We start from the raw sequence: 18,497 nt of genomic DNA on the forward strand, positions 1-18,497 counted from the left end.
TCCTTCGGTTCTTTCGGATCCTCTGGTTTCACTTCTGGCTCCTTCGGTTCTTTCGGATCCTCCGGTTTCACTTCTGGTTCTTTCGGATCTTCCGGTATCTTAAAATCTTCTTTTGTTTTCGGTAAAATTGTAACTGTAGGCTCAAGTGGTGTATTTATTCTATCGTCCACTATCGCTCTATTTGTTATCCCTTTACTTGGTGCTGCTTTTACCTTCGCTTTAAAAATAATACTACGTTCTTTCGTATCTGTAATTTCTAGATACTTCGCTATTACTTTTCCAAACTCCATTTTTAACTCTACTGGATTTGGTTCAGCCCCTTCAAATCGAATACTATCTTGCACGTACTCTAAACCGGCTGGAATTTCATCTTCTATCTTTACCTCAGCTAATTTTCCGTTTTCTACCGTATTTTCAAAGCTAATTCGGTATTCGATTTCTTCTCCTAGCTTCGGTTCTTTATTACTTACTGTCTTCGTTGCTTTTACCTTACCATCTTTATATTCTGGCTTTATTGTCGCTGTCGGTTCCATAACTGGATGATTTGGATCATCTACGTGAATAATCGCTTTATTTGTTATTTCCTCTCCAACTTTTACTGATTCTTTTACCTTTACTTTAAAGATGATACTTCTTTCTTTCGTATCCGTAATTTCTGGATACTTTACTGTTACTTTTCCATTCTCAACTTTAAGTTCTGTTGGTACAGGCTTATCACCTACAGCCTTCAGACTATCTTTCACATACTCTAAACCAGACGGAATTTCATCTTCAATCTTTACATCAACTAACTTCCCGCCATCTACTATGCCGTTAAAAGTAATTCGATATTCGATTTCTTCCCCTAGCTTTGGTTCATGATTACTTACTTCTTTCCTTGCCTCTAGTTTCCCATCTTTATATTGCGGTGTAATTGGTACAAGTGACTCAACCGGTGGATTTGTCGGATTATTATCATCCACAACCGCCTTGTTTATAATTTCTTTTCCTACTTGTACCGTTTCTTGTACTTTCGCTTTAAAGATGATACTTCTTTTTTTCGTATCCGTAATTTCTGGATACTTTGCTGTTACTTTTCCATTCTCAACTTTAAGTTCTACTGGATTTGGTTCCGGCCCATCAGACTTTATACTATCCTGTACGTATTCTAAACCGGCTGGAATTTCATCTTCTACCTTTACCTCAGTTAGTTTTCCGTTCTCTACCGTATTTTCAAAGCTAATTCGATATTCTACTTCTTCTCCTAACTTCGGTTCATGATTACTTACTGTTTTTTCTGCTTGTAATGCACCATCTTTATGTTGAGGCTGTATAGCGACATTCGGTTTCTCTGGTGGGTTTATTGTATCTTCCACAACCGCCGTATTCACAATCGCTTCGCCAATTTTAGCTTTATCTTTCACTTTTACTTTAAAGACGATGCTTCTTTCTTTCATGTCCGTAATTTCTGGATATTCTGCGAGTACTGTGCTGTTTTTCACTTTCACATACAACGGTTTCGGATTCTCTCCCTCGGCTCTTTCACTACCTTCTACAAACTCTAAGCCAGTTGGTAATTCATCCTTAATCTTCACCTTCGCTACTTTTCCGTGCTCAACTACGTTACGGAACGTAATTCGATACTCTACTTCTTCTCCTAATTTTGGAGCTGGGTTATTTACTGTTTTCTCAGCTTTTAGTTTTCCGTCCTTATACTCCGGTGTAATAATCGCTTCTGGTTTTTGCGGAGGATTCTTCGGATTATCATCATCCACAATTGCCGTATTCACGATTTTCTTCCCGACTTTTACTGCTTCTGTTACTTTTACCTTAAAGATAATGCTACGCTCAGCTGTATCAGTAATATTTTCATACTTCGCTGTGATTTTTCCAGCTTCTTCTTTTAGCTCTACTGGATTTGGTTCATTACCTTCTGCTTTTAAACTATCCTTCACATACTCTAATCCATTTGGTAGTTGATCCTCAATTTTCACTTCTGCTAGTTTTCCGTTTTCTACCGTATTATTAAAACTAATTCGGTACTCTACTTCTTCTCCTAGCTTTGGATCTTTTTTACTTACCTTTTTATTAGCTTTAAATTTACCATCTTTATGCTGCGGTGTAATATCTACTTCCGGTCGCTCTGGTGGATTTTTTGTATCATCAATAATTGCTTTATTTACAATTGCCTTGTCCACTTCAACGGAATCTTTCACCTTCACTTTAAAGATAATACTTCTTTCTTTCATGTCAGTGATATTTTCATACTTCGCACTAACCTTACCAGCTTCTTCTTTCAACTCTACTGGGGCTGGCTTATCACCTTCTGCTTTTAGACTATTTTTCACATACTCTAAACCAGACGGAATTTCATCCTCAATTTTCACTTCTGCCAGCTGTCCATCTTTCACCGTATTATTAAATGAAATTCGGTATTCGATTTCCTCACCTAGCTTCGGTTTATGATTATTCACCTTTTTATGAGCAGCAATTTTACCGTCTTTATATTGCGGTGTAATTTTCGCTGTCGGTTCAGTTATAGGATGGTTCGGATCATCAACGTGGATAATCGCTTTATTTGTAATGTCCTTACCTATTGTAACCGAATCTTTCACCTTCACTTTAAAGACGATACTTCTTTCTTTCGTATCCATAATCTCTGAATACTTTGCCATTACCTTACCATTTTCTACTTTCAACTCCACTGGTTTTGGCTCTTCACCTTCAGCCTTTTCGCTTCCTTCTACAAACTCTAATCCAGCTGGAATTTTATCTTCTATCTTTACCTCTACTAGTTTTCCATCTTTCACCGTATTATTAAAAATAATTCGATATTCGATTTCCTCACCTAACTTCGGTTCACGATTACTTACTTCTTTTCTTGCCTCAATTTTTCCATCTTTATATTGTGGTGTAATCGGTACATAAGGCTCTTCTGGTAGATTCTTTGTATCATCTACAATTGCCTCATTTACGATTTCTTCTCCCACTTTTGCGCTTTCTTTTACCTTCGCTTTAAAGACAATACTTCTTTCCTCTGTATCTGTAATTTCTGGATACTTTGCCATTACTTTATTATTTTTCACCTGTAGCTCTACTGGTTTCGGTTTAGAACCTTCTGCTGTGATGCTGCCTTCTACATACTCTAAACCATTTGGTAAGGCATCCTTTATATTTACCTCTGCTAGTTTCCCGTTTTCTATCGTATTTTTAAAACTAATTCGATATTCTACTTCTTCTCCTAGTTTCGGTTTATGATTATTGGCTACTTTCTGCGCAGCAATTTTACCATCTTTATATTGCGGAGTAATTTCCACACGAGGCTCTTCTGGCTCATTTTTTGTATCTACTACGATTGCTTTATTAACAATCTCCTTGCCTATTTCTGCCTCTTCTTTTACTTTCACTTTAAAAATAATACTTCTTTCTTTTGTATCCGCAATTTCTAGATACTTTGCCATTACCTTGCCGTTTTCAAATTTTAATTCTACCGGACTAGGCTTAAATCCTTCTGCTTGTAAACTGTTCTCTACAAACTCTAATCCAGCTGGAATTTCATCTTCTACTTTAACCTCTACTAGTTTTCCGTTTTCTACCGTGTTTTTAAAACTAATTCGGTATTCTACTTCTTCTCCTAATTTCGGTTTTTTATTGTTTACAAATTTCTCTGCTTTAAGCTTACCGTCTTTATATTCTGGCGTAATTGTTACTTCTGAAGTTGTTGGATCTTTTGTATCATCAACAACTACTTTATTGACAATGCCTTCACCAACCTTAAATTCTTCTTTTACTTTCGCTTTAAAGACGATACTTCTTTCTTCTGTATCCGTAATTTCTGGATATTTTGCGATTACTTTTCCATCTTTCACTTTCAGTTCTACCGGATCTGGCTTAGAACCTTCTGCTCGTAAACTATCTTTCACATACTCTAATCCATTTGGTAAATCGTCTTCTATTTTTAACTCTGCTAGCTTTCCGTTTTCTACCGTATTTTTAAAGCTAATTCGGTATTCCACTTCTTCTCCTAACTTCGGCGTTTCATTATTTACCGTCTTCTTCGCTTCCACTTTTCCGTCTTTATGCTGTGGAGTAATTTCTGCCGTCGGTGTTTCTGGCTCATTTTTCGTATCATCAATAATTGCTTTATTGACGATTTTTTTACCGACTTTCACTTCTTCTTTTATTTTCACTTTAAAAGTGATACTTCTTTCTTCTGTATCCGTAATCTCTGGATACTTCGCCATTACCTTACCATTTTCCACTTTCAATTCTACTGGATCCGGCTTAGAACCTTCTGCTTTCACACTGTTTTCTACGTACTCTAAACCTTCGGGTAAAGTATCTTCTATTTTCACCTCTGCTAGTTTTCCGTCTTCTACCGTGTTTTTAAAACTAATTCGGTATTCTACTTCTTCTCCTAACTTCGGCGTTTCATTATTTACCGTCTTCTTCGCTTTCACTTTTCCGTCTTTATGTTGCGGAATAATTTCTGCTGTCGGTGTTTCTGGCGGATGTTTCGTATCGCTCACAATCGCTTCATTAACAATCCAATCGCTCACTTTACCTTTTACTTTCACTTTAAAGGTAATACTTCTCTCTTTTGTATCTGTAATCTCAGGATACTTCGCCATTACCTTACCGTTTTCAAATTTCAATTCCACTGGAGCTGGCTTAGCACCTACTGCTTTTACACTATCTTTCACATACTCTAATCCATTTGGTAAATCATCTTCTATCTTTACCTCTGTTAGCTTTCCATGTTCTACCGTATTTTTAAAGCTGATTCGGTATTCCACTTCTTCTCCTAACTTCGGCGTTTCATTATTTACCATCTTTTTCGCTTCAAGTTTTCCATCTTTATACTGAGGAATAATTTCCGCAGTCGGATTAACTGGCTTATTTTGCGAATCATCAATAGTTGCTTTATTAATGATTTTTTTACCGACTGTTACTTCTTCTTTTACTTTCACTTTAAAGGAAATGCTTCGCTCTTTTGTATCCGTAATCTCTGGATATTTTGCGATTACCTTACCATTTTCTACTTTTAACTCTACTGGATTTGGTTCAGCACCTTCAGCTCTCTCACTACCTTGAACAAATTCTAAGTTAGCTGGAATTTCATCTTCTATTGTAACTGCATCTAGTTTTCCGTTTTCCACCGTATTTTTGAAGCTAATTTGATATTCAACTTCTTCTCCTAGCTTCGGCTTTTTATTTGTTGCTTTTTTCTTTGCAGCAATTTTACCGGCCTTATGGTGTGGTGTAATCTTCTCCTCTAAATCCTTTGGTGGATTTGTTTTATCACTAACGGTTGCTTTATTAACAATTTCTTCACCAATTTTTGCAGTTTCTTTTACTTTTGTTTTAAAGACGATACTTCTTTCTTCCATATCCATAATTTCTGGATACTTTGCCATTACTTTGCCATTTTCAAACTTCAGCTCTACTGGCTCTGGTTTTGCACCTTCTGCTTTCAAGCTATCTTTCACGTATTCAAGATTACTTGGTAATTCGTCTTCAATTGTCAATACATCTAGACGTCCATCTTTTGTCTTATTTTTAAATGTAATACGATACTCTACCTCGTCACCTAGCTTCGGTGTTTTATTAGAAGCTATTTTTCTTGCTTCTATTTCTCCCGGAACTTCTTTCGGAAGCGTAACCGTAACATTTGCATCATCTGTAGTTTCATAATTTACCTCGGTACTATCTTTTCCCTTTACAGCAACGATATTTTTTATTGTTGTATCTGATTGTACAGAAGCTTTCACTTTTACTTTGAATGTAATAATGGCACTTTCACCAGGCTTTAAAACACCGCCGTCTTTAGCATTAGCACCTTCACCAACACGGAAATCAATTTGATTATTTACAAACTCCGCTTCATCATCGCTTGCATTATCTGTTTTATTTCCTTTATTACTTCCAGAAATATATTGTATAGATCCCGGAACATACTCTAAACGATCATCTAATTTATCAAAACCTTTTACATTAGATACAGGTGCTTGGTTATTTTTCGTATCATTCTTCACTTCAATTTGATACGTAAACTCTTCACCAGCTTTAATTTCCTTAACTTCTTTACCGGCACTATCTAATGCCTTTTTATCAACTTGTAAGTTTGGAGCATTATGTTCTGTAACGAATGTAGCGTTATTTAATACGTAAATATCACCACCGCCACCATTTGCTCTAAAACGCATTTTTGCTTCTTTTAAATCATTTTTTACTTGAGTAGGTCCTTCAAGATGATACGTATGAATGTCAGTACTGAATGAATTTGTCCAATCCGGGTTATATCCTGGATATTTTTTTGTAACAAACTCGTTAGTACCGTCTACTTGTACTTCTGTCATAGACGAATCATTCGCATCATTGTCTTTACCGTTAATATTTTTTATCTTTATATATCCAGCACCAAAATCATATTCTCCATAATCATATGCATATCCATCTTTCTCAGCTGGGTCACCTTGCGATGAAAAATAACTAAATTTCGCCTTAAAAGCACCTTCTTTTGGTGTGTTTATTTTATTAACACTAATATCTGTCCAGGCTGTACTTTTTTGAGAGACTAGCCCTTCCCAAATCTTCATGTCTTTTACTGTTTCTTTATAGTTTTCATAAACTAATATAAGATTCCAGTTACCCCAGTAATAGCCGCCACCTGTTACATCTTTAATTTGTGGCACATTTGCAACTGTCAACGTTTGTGAAATCCCTTGCTGTGCAATTACATTTGTTACATCTGCATACGCAACATATCCTGCGCCACTACCTGAGTAATTAGAAATATAAGGTAGGTAATCCGCTTTTCGTATGCTATCAGCAGTTACATCTGCATATTCTTTATTTCCCATTTTCATTTTGACTGGTTGCCTTACTTGATCCTCGGTAACCTTTCTATCAGCAATATTTCCTGGTAACCCCATTGCTGCTGTCCAGAATAAGTAAGCCTTTTTCACTTTACTTCCGGCAGGAATGTTAGGAAATGCACCTGTTGACGAATTAAAAGTACTATCATCGTTATCAACGTCCACAGTCATTTTATTCGTTTTATAACCCATACTTTGTCTGCCATAATGATCAGTCGTCAAACCAAGTGTTACATTACCAGTCTGTACTAAATTACCAGCAGTAATTGTAGAATACAGTGGATCTCCAAATCCTTGCTTATCCCCTGTTTGCATTTGAACCTTCGAAGCATTCTCTGATGCAGCTTGTACTTTTGCATCGCTCTGATTTTCCGCTTCTTTTTCTAGTTTCTTCTCATCTTTATCTACTGGCTGCTTCACTAGTTCCGTGTTCGCTGTAGGTTTATTTTTATCTCCTGCAGATACTTTTAATTTTCCATCCACTTCTTTTGATTTAGCATCAGCTGGTGATCCGATTTCTTTCTTACTACTGTCAGCCTCATCATCGGTATTAGCTTCAACCTTGTCTTCAGAAGGAATCCCTTCAACATCTACAGACATGTTTCCTATTTGTAGTTGATCCTTTTGCACACTAATTTTTTGCTTATACTCTTTATTAAAATGTTGTGCACGACGAGCTTTTATTAACACAGTCATTTTTTCATGTGATTTTAAATCTTTAATTTTAAGATTAGAAGAAAGAACCTTTCCTCCCTTATCTTTTTCCTCTACATAGAAATCCGCTACCTTATTTTCAGGTAACTTCTCTCCGTTTACTTTCACAGATTGCGAAGGGAACGTAATTTCATTTTCATTATTTTGTTTAAGCACCAATTCTTGAATTGGTGTAGCTCCCGTATTTTCAATCGTATATTGAAATACGTGCTCCCTCTCCGCTACTTCTCCCTTATATATTTCAGCATTTACTTGCTCTGCCTTAATTTTCACATCATTTCCTTGTAACTCATCCCAGCTTTTTTTATTTATCTCTGTAGCAAAAGCACTGGGTGAAGGCAATATGATGGATAGGAGAAGTGTGATCATCGTTACGACATTAAAACACTTCAATACTTGCTTCATATTTTCTACCTTTCTCCTTTCTATATACTTGCTATCCGTCTACTTAATTTCGTAGCCGTATACATAGCAATATATATCCACTCGCAACAATCCGACCTATGAAAATGTATCGTTGAAATCCCAATTTCAACAATATAAATCTCATAGAATATTACTATTTTAATTTATCAAAAATAGCATATATATCGGACACTTATACAAACCTTTACCATTTTTAATATAGTAAAAACGTTCTACTGCATAGGCTTATATAACAGTTAAAGGATACATAAAAATCTTAACATACTCCCTAACCTATTCATACATACAATAGAATTTTTACCATTTTTTAGTTATTTCAGTTTGTTGTTTATGATTAAAATTTTCAAAAAACAATAACCGTTACATGTAAAAATATGTTATATCATTAAAGAACGTATGTTCTTATTTTAAAGGAGGAATTTGTAATGATAAACGAACCCATTATCGTAAAAAAAGAAGCTTTCCAAGCAATCGGCGTTTCGGTTACGACAACTAATGAAATAGAGGCATCTCCTGAAGGAAAAATCCCCGGGCTTTGGAACAAATACTTTCAAGAACAAATGATGCATCACATCCCAAATCAACAAACGAAAGAAACATTCGCTTTCTACTCCAACTACGAATCAGATGAAACTGGTACATATACATTTACAATCGGTATGCCCGTTTCTTCATTAGAAGATGTTCCTGAAAATATGACAACTTTAACAATACCTGCCGCTACGTATGCGGTATTTACAACGAGAAAGGGACCAGTTGCTGAAGTCGTTTGCGAAGCTTGGGAATATATTTGGAAATGGTCGAAAGAAAATAAACGTGCCTTCACAACAGACTTTGAACTTTACGCCGAAAGAGCATTAGACCCAAATCATGCACAATTGGATATTTATATTGCGTTAGCCTAAAAAAAGATGCCCATTCGGCATCTTTTTTTGTCGTTAAATAGCTACTGGGCAAATCCATTATTATTGTCTACAATGAGAAAGTGCAGTATAGAAATATTAGAAACTGTATAAAGTGAAACTATACTCAGCGGAGGGCATCTCCCATTGAGTATTAGCCCTCACCAATCGGGCGTTTACTGGTTTTTTAGTTTAAATTTGTCACATAGAAAGGAAGCAATATGGAGGAACTACAACAAAATAAAACTGCTTTAGAAGGAAGCGGAAAACCGTTATTAAAAAATACGAATTTCCTTTTTCTTTGGGCAGCTACTCTTTTTTCAAGCTTTGCTTTAGCCTTTTTTACTTTTTCACAAACGTGGTACATAGCAAAAACATTAAACCTTGAAGCTTCACTCGGTGTTGTTTTCGTAGCTCTTAGTGTTCCAAGGCTTATTTTTATGATTATCGGCGGCGCTGTAGCTGATAAATTCCCGAAAAAAAACATTATGTTTTACTCCAATATTATTCGAGCGATTCTTGTCGCAACCATTCTCACATGGTTTATCGTTGGTGATGTAACACTATATACATTTGCTTTATTCGCTTTATTCTTTGGACTTGCTGATGCTTTCTTCTGGTCAGCAGATGGATCTATCTTACCTGAATTGGTAGAAAAAAGCCGGTTAACACAAGCGAATTCACTTACACAAATGACGAACCAAGCATCGGTCATCTTAGGACCTGTACTTGGCGGAATTCTGATCAAATTTACAAACTACGAGACAATATTTTCTATTACAATTTTATTACTGATTGTCGCAGCCATACTCGTTCAAAAAATACAATTTACGATGCCAGAACTAAAAGATACAGATAAAGGTATGTTCACTTCCATTAAAGAAGGAATCTTATATGTAAAGGAATCGCCATTCCTTTCAACTTTCCTTCTTTGTAGCGCCTTTTTAAATTTATTTTTAATTGGTCCGATGCAAGTCGGTTTCCCGCTTTTCGTTAAAAATGTTCTGCACGGTGACTCGCTCCATTTCAGTTACTTAGAAGCATCTGTAGGCGGCGGAATGGCAATAGGCGCTGTCATTGTCGGTTTAAAAAATATTAATCGTAGACGCGGACTATTTTGCATTATCATGATGCTACTGTCTGGTGTATTCTTCTTATCCATCAACTTTAGCACCGTACTTTGGCAAGCATTATTAGCCGGCATGTTTTATGGTATTACAATTGCAATGGCTATCGTTCCGCTTATGGCGATGATTCAATCGACAGTAAAAGAGGAAATGATGGGACGCGTAATGAGCTTACTTATGCTATCATCAATGGGCTTTATCCCGCTCTCTTATGCATTCACATCAATCGCACTTGCAATGGGAATTCCAATCGTAACCGTTATGAAAAGCGGTGCAATTGCTGTTATCGTCTTCGTACTATTTGTAGCGATTCGTGTTCCAGTTGTAAGAAAGTTCGACTAGCTACTTGGAGTCATGTATTATACGCATGGCTCCTTTTTAAATGGATCAAATAACGCTATCCCCTTACTTCTTCTCACAGCTGCTCCCCATTCTAATCCAACCTCTAAAAATAAATCTCGCACTGTACTATATAAAAGTGCCTTCACATTTTTACGGATTTCCCCATATTTATAAGCTCTCACAACACTCTTCACTCGCCAAATGAAATTTCCATACACTTCTTCATCAGCTAATATCTGCTCTAGTAAAACACCTTGCTCTAGTAACCCGCTCTTTTTATACGCAAGCTCGACCTTACTCCAAAATATATTAATTTTCTTCGGATTACTCGTCATCGGTACCAGTGCGTATATAAAAGGCTTCGGTATATCATGACGGCAATACGTCTCATCAAGCTCGTACGTTATTTTTCTTTTCTCTTTTATTTGTGGAATGTTTTTAGAAAGAGTTGTTTCCCTCTCGCTTTTTTGCTCCTTTCCGCTACAGCCAGCTGTATAATCCTCACTTTCACATGCGGACATTTTCATACGGTCATCCATGCGGTCAATTGCAGATATAAGAAAAATATATAAGTTCGCACTATACCCGCCGCGCTTATGTCTTTCTTTTGTTGCAACACGCTTTATAATTCCTAGTTCCTCTAACTTTGCAATTGAACGGCGTACTGTACGAATACTCTTTCCAACATTCTTCGCAATCGTCTCCATTAACGGACAGGCGACTCCTACTGTTTTTTGTTTCTCATTCACCGCATACTTTCCTAAAAAATGAATAATGGTAGCATCCGTTTTATTCAATTGAAATCGATAGCACTTCAAAACTTGTTTTTGATATGCATTAAACTCTTCTTTACTTCGAAATTCACTGTATGGTTTCATTAAATTATATAAGCTTCCCATTTATATCACCTCATTTATAAGTAAGAGGCAGGAAGAGAATCTGGCGTGGAATTTAATATTTTTTTAATGGAGATGAAAATATGATCGTAATTAGCGCTTGTTTAGGTGGTATAGCTTGTCGATATGACGGAAATGACAATCTCGTTTCAAAAATAGAGAAGCTACTACAAAAAGAAGATACAGTCCTCATTTGTCCTGAAGTATTAGGAGGACTGCCAACACCTCGTCCTTCTGCTGAAATTATTGGCGGGAATGGCGACGACGTTTTGGACGGAAAAGCGAAAGTGATGACAAAAGATGGTGAAGATGTCACAGAAGCTTTCGTAAATGGTGCTTATAAAGCATTAGAACAAATTAAAAATTTACATCCAGAATATATTATTTTAAAGGAACGTAGTCCATCTTGTGGCAGTTCTACGATTTACACTGGTGAATTTAATGGCAATAAGCAAACTGGTTACGGGGTAACTACTGCTTTATTTAAAAGACACGGATTTAAAGTCATTTCAGAAGAAGAATTTGAAAGCAAAAAAAGGAATTGACCCTGTTCGTCAATTCCTTTTCTATCTGTCTTATTTCACGCCTAATTTTTCTTTCACTTTCGCTGGAAGCTCGTCTTTCTTCACTTCTTCCCAAGCTGTTACACCTTTTTTATCTGAGTGGTATACGCGTAGGAATGCTTCTTTACGAAGATTTTTTTGAGCTATGAATTCTAATTCTTTCTCTTTACCGTCTTTATCAAAGCCAGTCAGCTTATATTCATAATCTTTAAATTTCTGCCCATCACTAGCTTTACTATCAAATTCTTTTCCATCTACTGTAATTTGAACATAATACTCATCTTTACCCATACGGTTTAAATCACAACCAACTAACAAACTTGCAAATACAACTAAAATACTAAATAGTGCAATGTATCTTTTCATTTCCTTCACCTCATATGTTTTTTCTTATATTCTTATCTTAAAGCCCGGAGCTTAAAGAAGAAATTCAAAAACATGACATGAACATTACACTTTTGTAAGATAATAATTATTTATTCACTTTAGAAATTGTCATTCCATCACCAATTGGAACGAGTACAGATTCTAAATGCGGATGGTTTGCTATCATTTCATTAAACTTCTTCATAACTTCTGTATAACGTTTTTGTTTTGCACTCTCATCAACTACACTACCGCCAATAACGTCTTTCACGCCAATTTCGCCACTTATCACGTAATTTCCTTATACCGTTTATTACGCCTTCTATTATCCCCTCAATTATAATCTCTATTACAAGATATCTCACTAAACTAATAATAGGTTTAATTACGTATCTCCCTATGAATTCAAGAATATCCTCCATCATATTTTCCTCCTTCTTTTAAAAGGAAGCTGCTACTCCTCCGCTTCCTTTTACGTCCAGTTACAATTGCTGCCATACTGCGGTATATACCAACAAGAATAATACGACAACAACATGCACAATAACGCTATTGAATTGGGAAGAAACTTCGGTAAATACTAATACTATAATCAACATGGCTAATAGAATTATTTTTCCACCTATATTCGGGGATGCTCCAAAAACTTTATAAAATCAAAGACAACTTTACTACAACTCTTCCCGTAACTAATTTATTATCGTGGTAAACCGTCTTCCACTACATCCGTAACAGTTCCATTCGGTTCAAAGATTACACGTAATGATCCTTCTCCACCATAACCAGTATAGTCATATACTGAATAAGATTTATATTTCTCAATCACATGTGGCTGTCCAATTGCAGCTTTTACTTGATTCGCAGGCATACCTTTTTTGATTTTCAAATAGTGATTGTAACTTACTGCTGCCGAATTGTTATTTACATCTTTATACCACGGTACACGATCGTTTTTTTCTTCATATTCCTTTACAGGCTCTTCAATACGTTTCGTAGATACCCGATTCTCCTTACCTTTATCTTTATCTGTATCCTTTATAGCAGTACGTTCAATATTCACAACGTAACCATATGTATTTAATTCAACCATAATTTCATATGTACCATCCGTATCTTTTTCAGTATAAAATACGCGTTTTTCATTGTTATTATAATATTTTATGTTCTCACCACCGTAGTCAATCGTATTAAGAATATCCGTATACGTCATACCTTCCTCAATTTTTTGAGATTCATCATGAGAAATATAACGCTTCTGTGATGATGAAGCGTCCTCATTTTTAATACTTTCACGTTTACTCGTAGTCATAGGTGTTTTCTTCTGATCTTTTAGTACGTCACCTTCCGCCTTCGCTGGTTGCTTTGCTCCTACTTTTGTTAATACGTCTGTATCGCTAGAACAAGCTCCCAAAATCGATACTGTAGTCAACGCCATCCCTACTATAAGTACTTTCTTAAATGACTTCACTCTAATCCCCCCGGTATTTTTTAATATTTAGTAATCAACGTATTTAAATTAATACGGAACTATTCAGTTCTATACAATTTGCTATAGCCTTCTCCCTCATGCACCTTTTTTATATAAAATGAAACTTTAATCAGCCCTCACCAATCATCTTCGTTACAAATATTAACATTAAATATAACTAATAAATAGTATATTTCTGCTATTCATTTACATTTCTGTTGCATAATCTTGTCTTAAACGAACAATATGAAAGTCGAATTCACAATAATTATCATATATTCTATATATAATAACATTCAAATTAATTTCTAAAGTAACTTTACATGCATTTTCTGTTTTAACGCCAAAAGAAAAGACCTTTCTAACGATTTTATTCTATCGCTAAAAAGGTCTTTTCTATTTTGGCTAAAAACTTAGCACTCTTCTGGCTTACCAGCATTCGTCGCTGTACGGAAAAATGATCCAAATCTGCATGATGCGATTGCGTTTAGATAATCAATCGTGAATTATGCGTTCAATTTAAAGCAGGTTAAAAAATAATAACTCCTTATTCAATTAACATATGCATTAGTTTAACAACCTAATGCTGCTGTACCAACTGATAGTTTAGTTTTCAATATGTGAAAAGGGATTTCTAAATGATGAATTGAATATATATTTATTGTTTACTCGTTTTTGAGAGGTTCCTTTATGGGAGATAAGCTTTACTATATTCCTGTACTTCGCACAGTTCTATAATAACTAATAGTGATGCTGTGACGTGATTTTCTATTAGTGAGATAAAGTATTTTTCAATTCATTTATTATAAATTGCAACTCTCGTCCTCCAGAATTATTTCTTTTGGGTGAAAGTTTTTTTATGATATAAGTTTCATTCTGTCCTAATTTAAAGGTTTCGAGAGGAGAAATGATATGAACCCTATTTTATTAGATGTTCCGTTACAAATAGAAACAGACAGACTCATTCTTCGAGCACCACTTCAAGCTGGTGAAGGGGATATAGTACAACAAGCTATTAAAGATTCCATTAATGAATTAAAGCAATGGTTGTCTTTATTTCAGTCCATTCCTACTGTTGAAGAAACGGAAATTCTTCTGAGAAATGCACATATAGATTTTTTGAAAAGAGAAAGCTTTCGCTATCTTATCTATCATAAAGAGACGAATGATTTTGTTGGAACAGCTAGCCTTCATCGAATTGATTGGAAGGTTTCTAAATGTGAAATTGGATACTGGATTAACACGCAATTTAGTGGCAGTGGATATATGACAGAAACAGTAAGTGCGTTAACAAACCTTGGATTTCAGTTATTCAAATTTAGAAGGATTGAAATACGATGTGAATGTAATAACACGAAAAGTCGTGCACTCCCTGAAAAACTAGGCTTTGAACTTGAAGGGATATTACGTAATGAAGATTTTTCAGCTGACGGCAAACAACTAACTGATACTTGCATCTATGCAAAAATAAAGTGAAATATTGATTAGCCTTGGTAATCGGGCTTTTACGGCAAAAGAAAAGACCTCCTTAACGATTTTATTCCATCGCTAAAAAGGTCTTTTTCTATTTCGGCTAAAAACTTAGCACTCTTCTGGCTTACCAGCATTCGTCGCTGTACGGAAAGATGATCCGCATCCGCATGATGCGATTGCGTTTGGATTGTCGATTGTGAATCCGCCGCCAAGCATAGATTGTTTATAATCAATTTTTACTCCTTTAACAATTGGAGCACTTTCTGTATCGATAACAAATTCAACACCGAAAAACTCAAGAACTGTGTCGTCTTCTTTTGGTTCTACTTCAAATCCTAAGCCGTAAGAAAGGCCAGTACATCCGCCGCCATGTACAGCAAGGCGCACGTACTTCTCTCCATCTTCAGCATCTTTTAACATATCTTTAATTTGAAAAGCTGCTTGTTCTGTTACTTCAATCATGAAATACACCATCCTTTCTGTTCTCATTCTATTATACATCTTTACGCTTCTATCTTGTACTCATACACTCCGCGGCAAATTACTTCCGCAGGTCCTTTCATTAACACGTTTCCTTCTTCTGTCCACGCAATCATTAAATCGCCGCCAGCTAAATGGACTGTAATTTCTTTACCACGTTCCATCTTGCCATTCAAAATAGCAGCTACAACGGCAGCACATGCCCCTGTTCCGCAAGCTTGCGTTACACCAGAACCACGTTCCCAAACGCGGAAATTCATTTCTTCATCGTTTAAAATCTCGATAAATTCAACATTCACTCGCTCTGGGAACATTTCATGTGTCTCAAGAACTGGACCAAGTGTTGTAAGAGGTGCCTTCTCTACATCCTCAACAAAAATAACCGCGTGCGGGTTCCCCATTGAAACAGCCGTAAATGCATAACGATGATTATTGTATAAGAAGTTTTCACGAATAAATGGTGTTTCACCTTCACCGAGCATCGGTATCTCTTCGCGTGTTAAGCGTGGTGCACCCATATCAATTTTCGCTAATATAACTTTTCCATCTTCTACCGTTACTTCTGCCGTTACAATGCCAGCTAACGTTTCAATTGTGAAAACTGTTTCCTCTACTAGTTTATGCTCATACGCATATTTCGCTACGCAGCGCAAACCATTACCACAGCTCTTTCCTTCTGATCCATCATTATTAAACATACGCATTTTCACCGGAGCTACATCAGACGGACAAATTAAAATCATTCCGTCTGCTCCAATACCAGTATTAATATTTGAAACCTTTTCCGCCACAAGAGCTAAATCTTCTTCAGGAATTTGCTCTTCAAACATATTTACATATATATAACTATTGCCAAGACCATGCATTTTTGTAAAAGAAAATTGGCTCATTTGTATTCACTCCAAAAATAATTTGTTATTTTAAGTATAGAATGCATGCTTTTAGAACACAATATGAATGTCCCCCGTTTCTCATATTTGACAACGTTTGGCGATGAGCCACTCTTACACACATTGTGTAAGAAAAAAGCCCTTCTAAAAAGGGCCTTTTTTTATTTATCTATAGTATTAAACTACCCTCCAAAATAACGTTTTATCTAAAATAAAATGAAAAAGGCGTTGCTCATTCGCAACACCTTAAAACATTGGATTTTCATCCAAATACTCATATACATTATTAACAAGCTCTTCTACTGTTGCACCTTGTACAACTTCACCATTTACAAGTGCAAACGGTCCTTCAAAACAAATACCACAATACCCTAGACAACCATACTCCATTACATCTAAATTTGGATCTTTTTCTAATTTTTCTAGAGCTGCTTGTGAACCACTTGCAAGGTTACCTACACAAAATTCAATTAATGGTTTAATCAAAATTCTCCCCCCTGTACTACAAAACAAATTACCTTCTGACTTCATCTATAAGAAGAAAACTAAGCTGTCTCTTGTTGTTTTCGTTATACATCCTAAACTATTTAGTTACTTCACTATTTCACTTCAAAGTAGATGATTTTATTTTATATAACATGCTACTTGCAATGAAATAGTAACTAAAAAGGCAAAACAGTTTACTTTACTTTTCTTCTTATTGTACAACAGAGTATTCATTCATGCATTGTTATTTGTTCACAAATTCGATATAATTTGATTGAGTAAAGTCAAAATATTTTATTAATATAAAATTTTATGATTAGGGGATATTTCAACAGAAAAGGGGTAATCCATCATGAAACACCTCGTAATACTAGGTGGCGGCTACGGTGGAATGAGAATTCTACAAAGGCTACTTCCAAGCAACCAACTTCCAGATGATGTACAAGTGACATTAATCGACAAAGTACCATATCATTGCTTCAAAACTGAATATTATGCATTAGTTGCGGGTACTATTTCAGAAACGCATATTCGTATACCGTTTCCTGAGCACCCACGCCTCAATATTCAATACGGCACAATAACAAATATTGACCTCGAAGAAAAAGCGGTTCATCTCGATGGCGGCGAAGCAATCCAATATGATGATTTAATTATCGGACTTGGCTGTGAAGATAAATATCATAACGTTCCTGGGGCGAAGGAATATACACATAGTCTACAATCAATTGAACAAACACGTAAAACATATGAACAATTAAATAGTCTAGAACCAAATGCAACAGTAGCTGTCGTTGGTGCTGGCTTAAGTGGTGTGGAAGTTGCAAGTGAACTTCGCGAAAGCCGTTCTGATTTAAAAATCTATTTATTTGATCGAAAAGATAGAATTTTATTCCCGTATCCAGAGAAATTAAGTAGATACGTAGAAGAATGGTTCGTAAAACATAAAGTTAATATTATAAGAAACTCTAACATTACAAAAGTGGAACCAAATATTGTGTATAATCACGATGAACCACTTGAATGTGATGCAATTGTCTGGACAGCTGGTATTCAAGCAAATGAAGTTGTTCGAAACCTTCCAGTTGAACAAGACGGTAGCGGACGGGTTGTCTTAACGAAATATCACAATATTCCAAACAACGAGCACGTTTACGTTGTAGGAGATTGCGCAGCACTTCCACATGCACCATCTGCCCAACTTGCTGAAGGTCAAGGAGAACAAATTGTCCAAATATTATTAAAACGTTGGAATAATGAACCACTCCCTGATGAACTACCTGTTATTAAATTAAAAGGTGTTCTAGGATCTCTTGGTAAGAAGCATGGATTCGGTTTACTCGCAAATCAACCGTTAATGGGACGTGTACCAAGATTATTAAAATCCGGCCTTCTTTGGATGTACAAATATCATAAAGGTTAATACTTTACAGGCTGTCTACTATGTAGGCAGCTTCTTTGCATCAGTTTTTAAAAATTATCAGACACATCTTTCTCAATATGTATA

Annotated in this window: 13 protein-coding genes and 2 pseudogenes; 5 read left to right on the forward strand and 10 right to left on the reverse strand. The window is 35.8% G+C overall.

The genetic code is table 11. The features are described 5' to 3' along the window. Window positions 1-7,976: isopeptide-forming domain-containing fimbrial protein (locus BM089_RS21295; RefSeq protein WP_090978033.1), on the reverse strand; the 7,976-nt coding region annotated here is incomplete at its 3' end. A gap of 446 nt (window positions 7,977-8,422) precedes the next feature. On the opposite strand from BM089_RS21295, the gene BM089_RS21300 reads away from it, so the two are divergent. Both BM089_RS21300 and BM089_RS21305 read left to right on the forward strand, forming a co-directional pair. Further along, complete coding sequence (locus BM089_RS21300) at window positions 8,423-8,902, forward strand: GyrI-like domain-containing protein (RefSeq protein WP_000606667.1); 480 nt, start codon at window positions 8,423-8,425, stop codon at window positions 8,900-8,902. 218 nt (window positions 8,903-9,120) lie between these two features. Beyond that, complete coding sequence (locus tag BM089_RS21305) at window positions 9,121-10,368, forward strand: MFS transporter (protein ID WP_000391931.1); 1,248 nt, start codon at window positions 9,121-9,123, stop codon at window positions 10,366-10,368. Between the two features lie 17 nt (window positions 10,369-10,385). Here the strand turns inward: BM089_RS21305 and BM089_RS21310 are convergent, their stop codons facing one another. Beyond that, window positions 10,386-11,267, reverse strand: coding sequence for a helix-turn-helix domain-containing protein (locus BM089_RS21310; protein ID WP_000535237.1), 882 nt, complete (start codon window positions 11,265-11,267; stop codon window positions 10,386-10,388). A gap of 80 nt (window positions 11,268-11,347) precedes the next feature. Between BM089_RS21310 and BM089_RS21315 the strand changes: the two genes are divergently transcribed. Next, entirely contained in the window at window positions 11,348-11,809 is a 462-nt protein-coding gene (locus BM089_RS21315) for a 2-thiouracil desulfurase family protein (RefSeq protein ID WP_000635511.1), read from the forward strand. A gap of 30 nt (window positions 11,810-11,839) precedes the next feature. Here the strand turns inward: BM089_RS21315 and BM089_RS21320 are convergent, their stop codons facing one another. The 5 genes and pseudogenes from BM089_RS21320 to BM089_RS21335 all read right to left on the reverse strand — a co-directional run. Beyond that, on the reverse strand, window positions 11,840-12,193 hold the full coding sequence (locus tag BM089_RS21320) for a YxeA family protein (RefSeq protein ID WP_000833143.1): 354 nt from the start codon (window positions 12,191-12,193) through the stop codon (window positions 11,840-11,842). Window positions 12,194-12,299: 106 nt separating this feature from the next. Beyond that, window positions 12,300-12,485: an O-methyltransferase gene (locus BM089_RS21325; protein WP_139213309.1), complete on the reverse strand. Its 186-nt coding sequence runs from the start codon at window positions 12,483-12,485 to the stop codon at window positions 12,300-12,302. Window positions 12,486-12,598: 113 nt separating this feature from the next. After that, a pseudogene (locus tag BM089_RS31585) lies at window positions 12,599-12,792 on the reverse strand (hypothetical protein). Window positions 12,793-12,890: 98 nt separating this feature from the next. Then, complete coding sequence (locus tag BM089_RS21330) at window positions 12,891-13,661, reverse strand: hypothetical protein (protein WP_016513190.1); 771 nt, start codon at window positions 13,659-13,661, stop codon at window positions 12,891-12,893. 413 nt (window positions 13,662-14,074) lie between these two features. Next, window positions 14,075-14,167: pseudogene (locus BM089_RS21335) on the reverse strand (iron-sulfur cluster assembly accessory protein); the annotation flags it as partial. Between the two features lie 406 nt (window positions 14,168-14,573). Between BM089_RS21335 and BM089_RS21340 the strand changes: the two are divergent. Next, window positions 14,574-15,137: a GNAT family N-acetyltransferase gene (locus tag BM089_RS21340; RefSeq protein ID WP_001068190.1), complete on the forward strand. Its 564-nt coding sequence runs from the start codon at window positions 14,574-14,576 to the stop codon at window positions 15,135-15,137. 105 nt (window positions 15,138-15,242) lie between these two features. Here the strand turns inward: BM089_RS21340 and BM089_RS21345 are convergent, their stop codons facing one another. From BM089_RS21345 to BM089_RS21355, 3 genes are all read right to left on the reverse strand, one after another. Next, the gene (locus BM089_RS21345) at window positions 15,243-15,596 is read right to left on the reverse strand and encodes a HesB/IscA family protein (protein WP_000573830.1); all 354 of its coding nucleotides are present in this window, start codon (window positions 15,594-15,596) and stop codon (window positions 15,243-15,245) included. A gap of 41 nt (window positions 15,597-15,637) precedes the next feature. Further along, entirely contained in the window at window positions 15,638-16,504 is an 867-nt protein-coding gene (gene dapF / locus BM089_RS21350; protein WP_000077394.1) for a diaminopimelate epimerase, read from the reverse strand. A 246-nt stretch (window positions 16,505-16,750) separates the two neighbouring features. After that, the gene (locus tag BM089_RS21355; RefSeq protein WP_000595026.1) at window positions 16,751-16,990 is read right to left on the reverse strand and encodes a YuzB family protein; all 240 of its coding nucleotides are present in this window, start codon (window positions 16,988-16,990) and stop codon (window positions 16,751-16,753) included. 352 nt (window positions 16,991-17,342) lie between these two features. Here BM089_RS21355 and BM089_RS21360 point away from each other — a divergent pair, with 352 nt between their 5' ends. Then, window positions 17,343-18,413 (forward strand): NAD(P)/FAD-dependent oxidoreductase, encoded by a 1,071-nt coding sequence (locus tag BM089_RS21360; protein ID WP_000682065.1) that lies wholly within the window; start codon window positions 17,343-17,345, stop codon window positions 18,411-18,413. Window positions 18,414-18,497 lie beyond the last annotated feature (84 nt).

Origin of the sequence: Bacillus sp. 5mfcol3.1 (genome assembly GCF_900114335.1) — a bacterium.
Lineage (GTDB): Bacteria > Bacillota > Bacilli > Bacillales > Bacillaceae_G > Bacillus_A > Bacillus_A thuringiensis_S.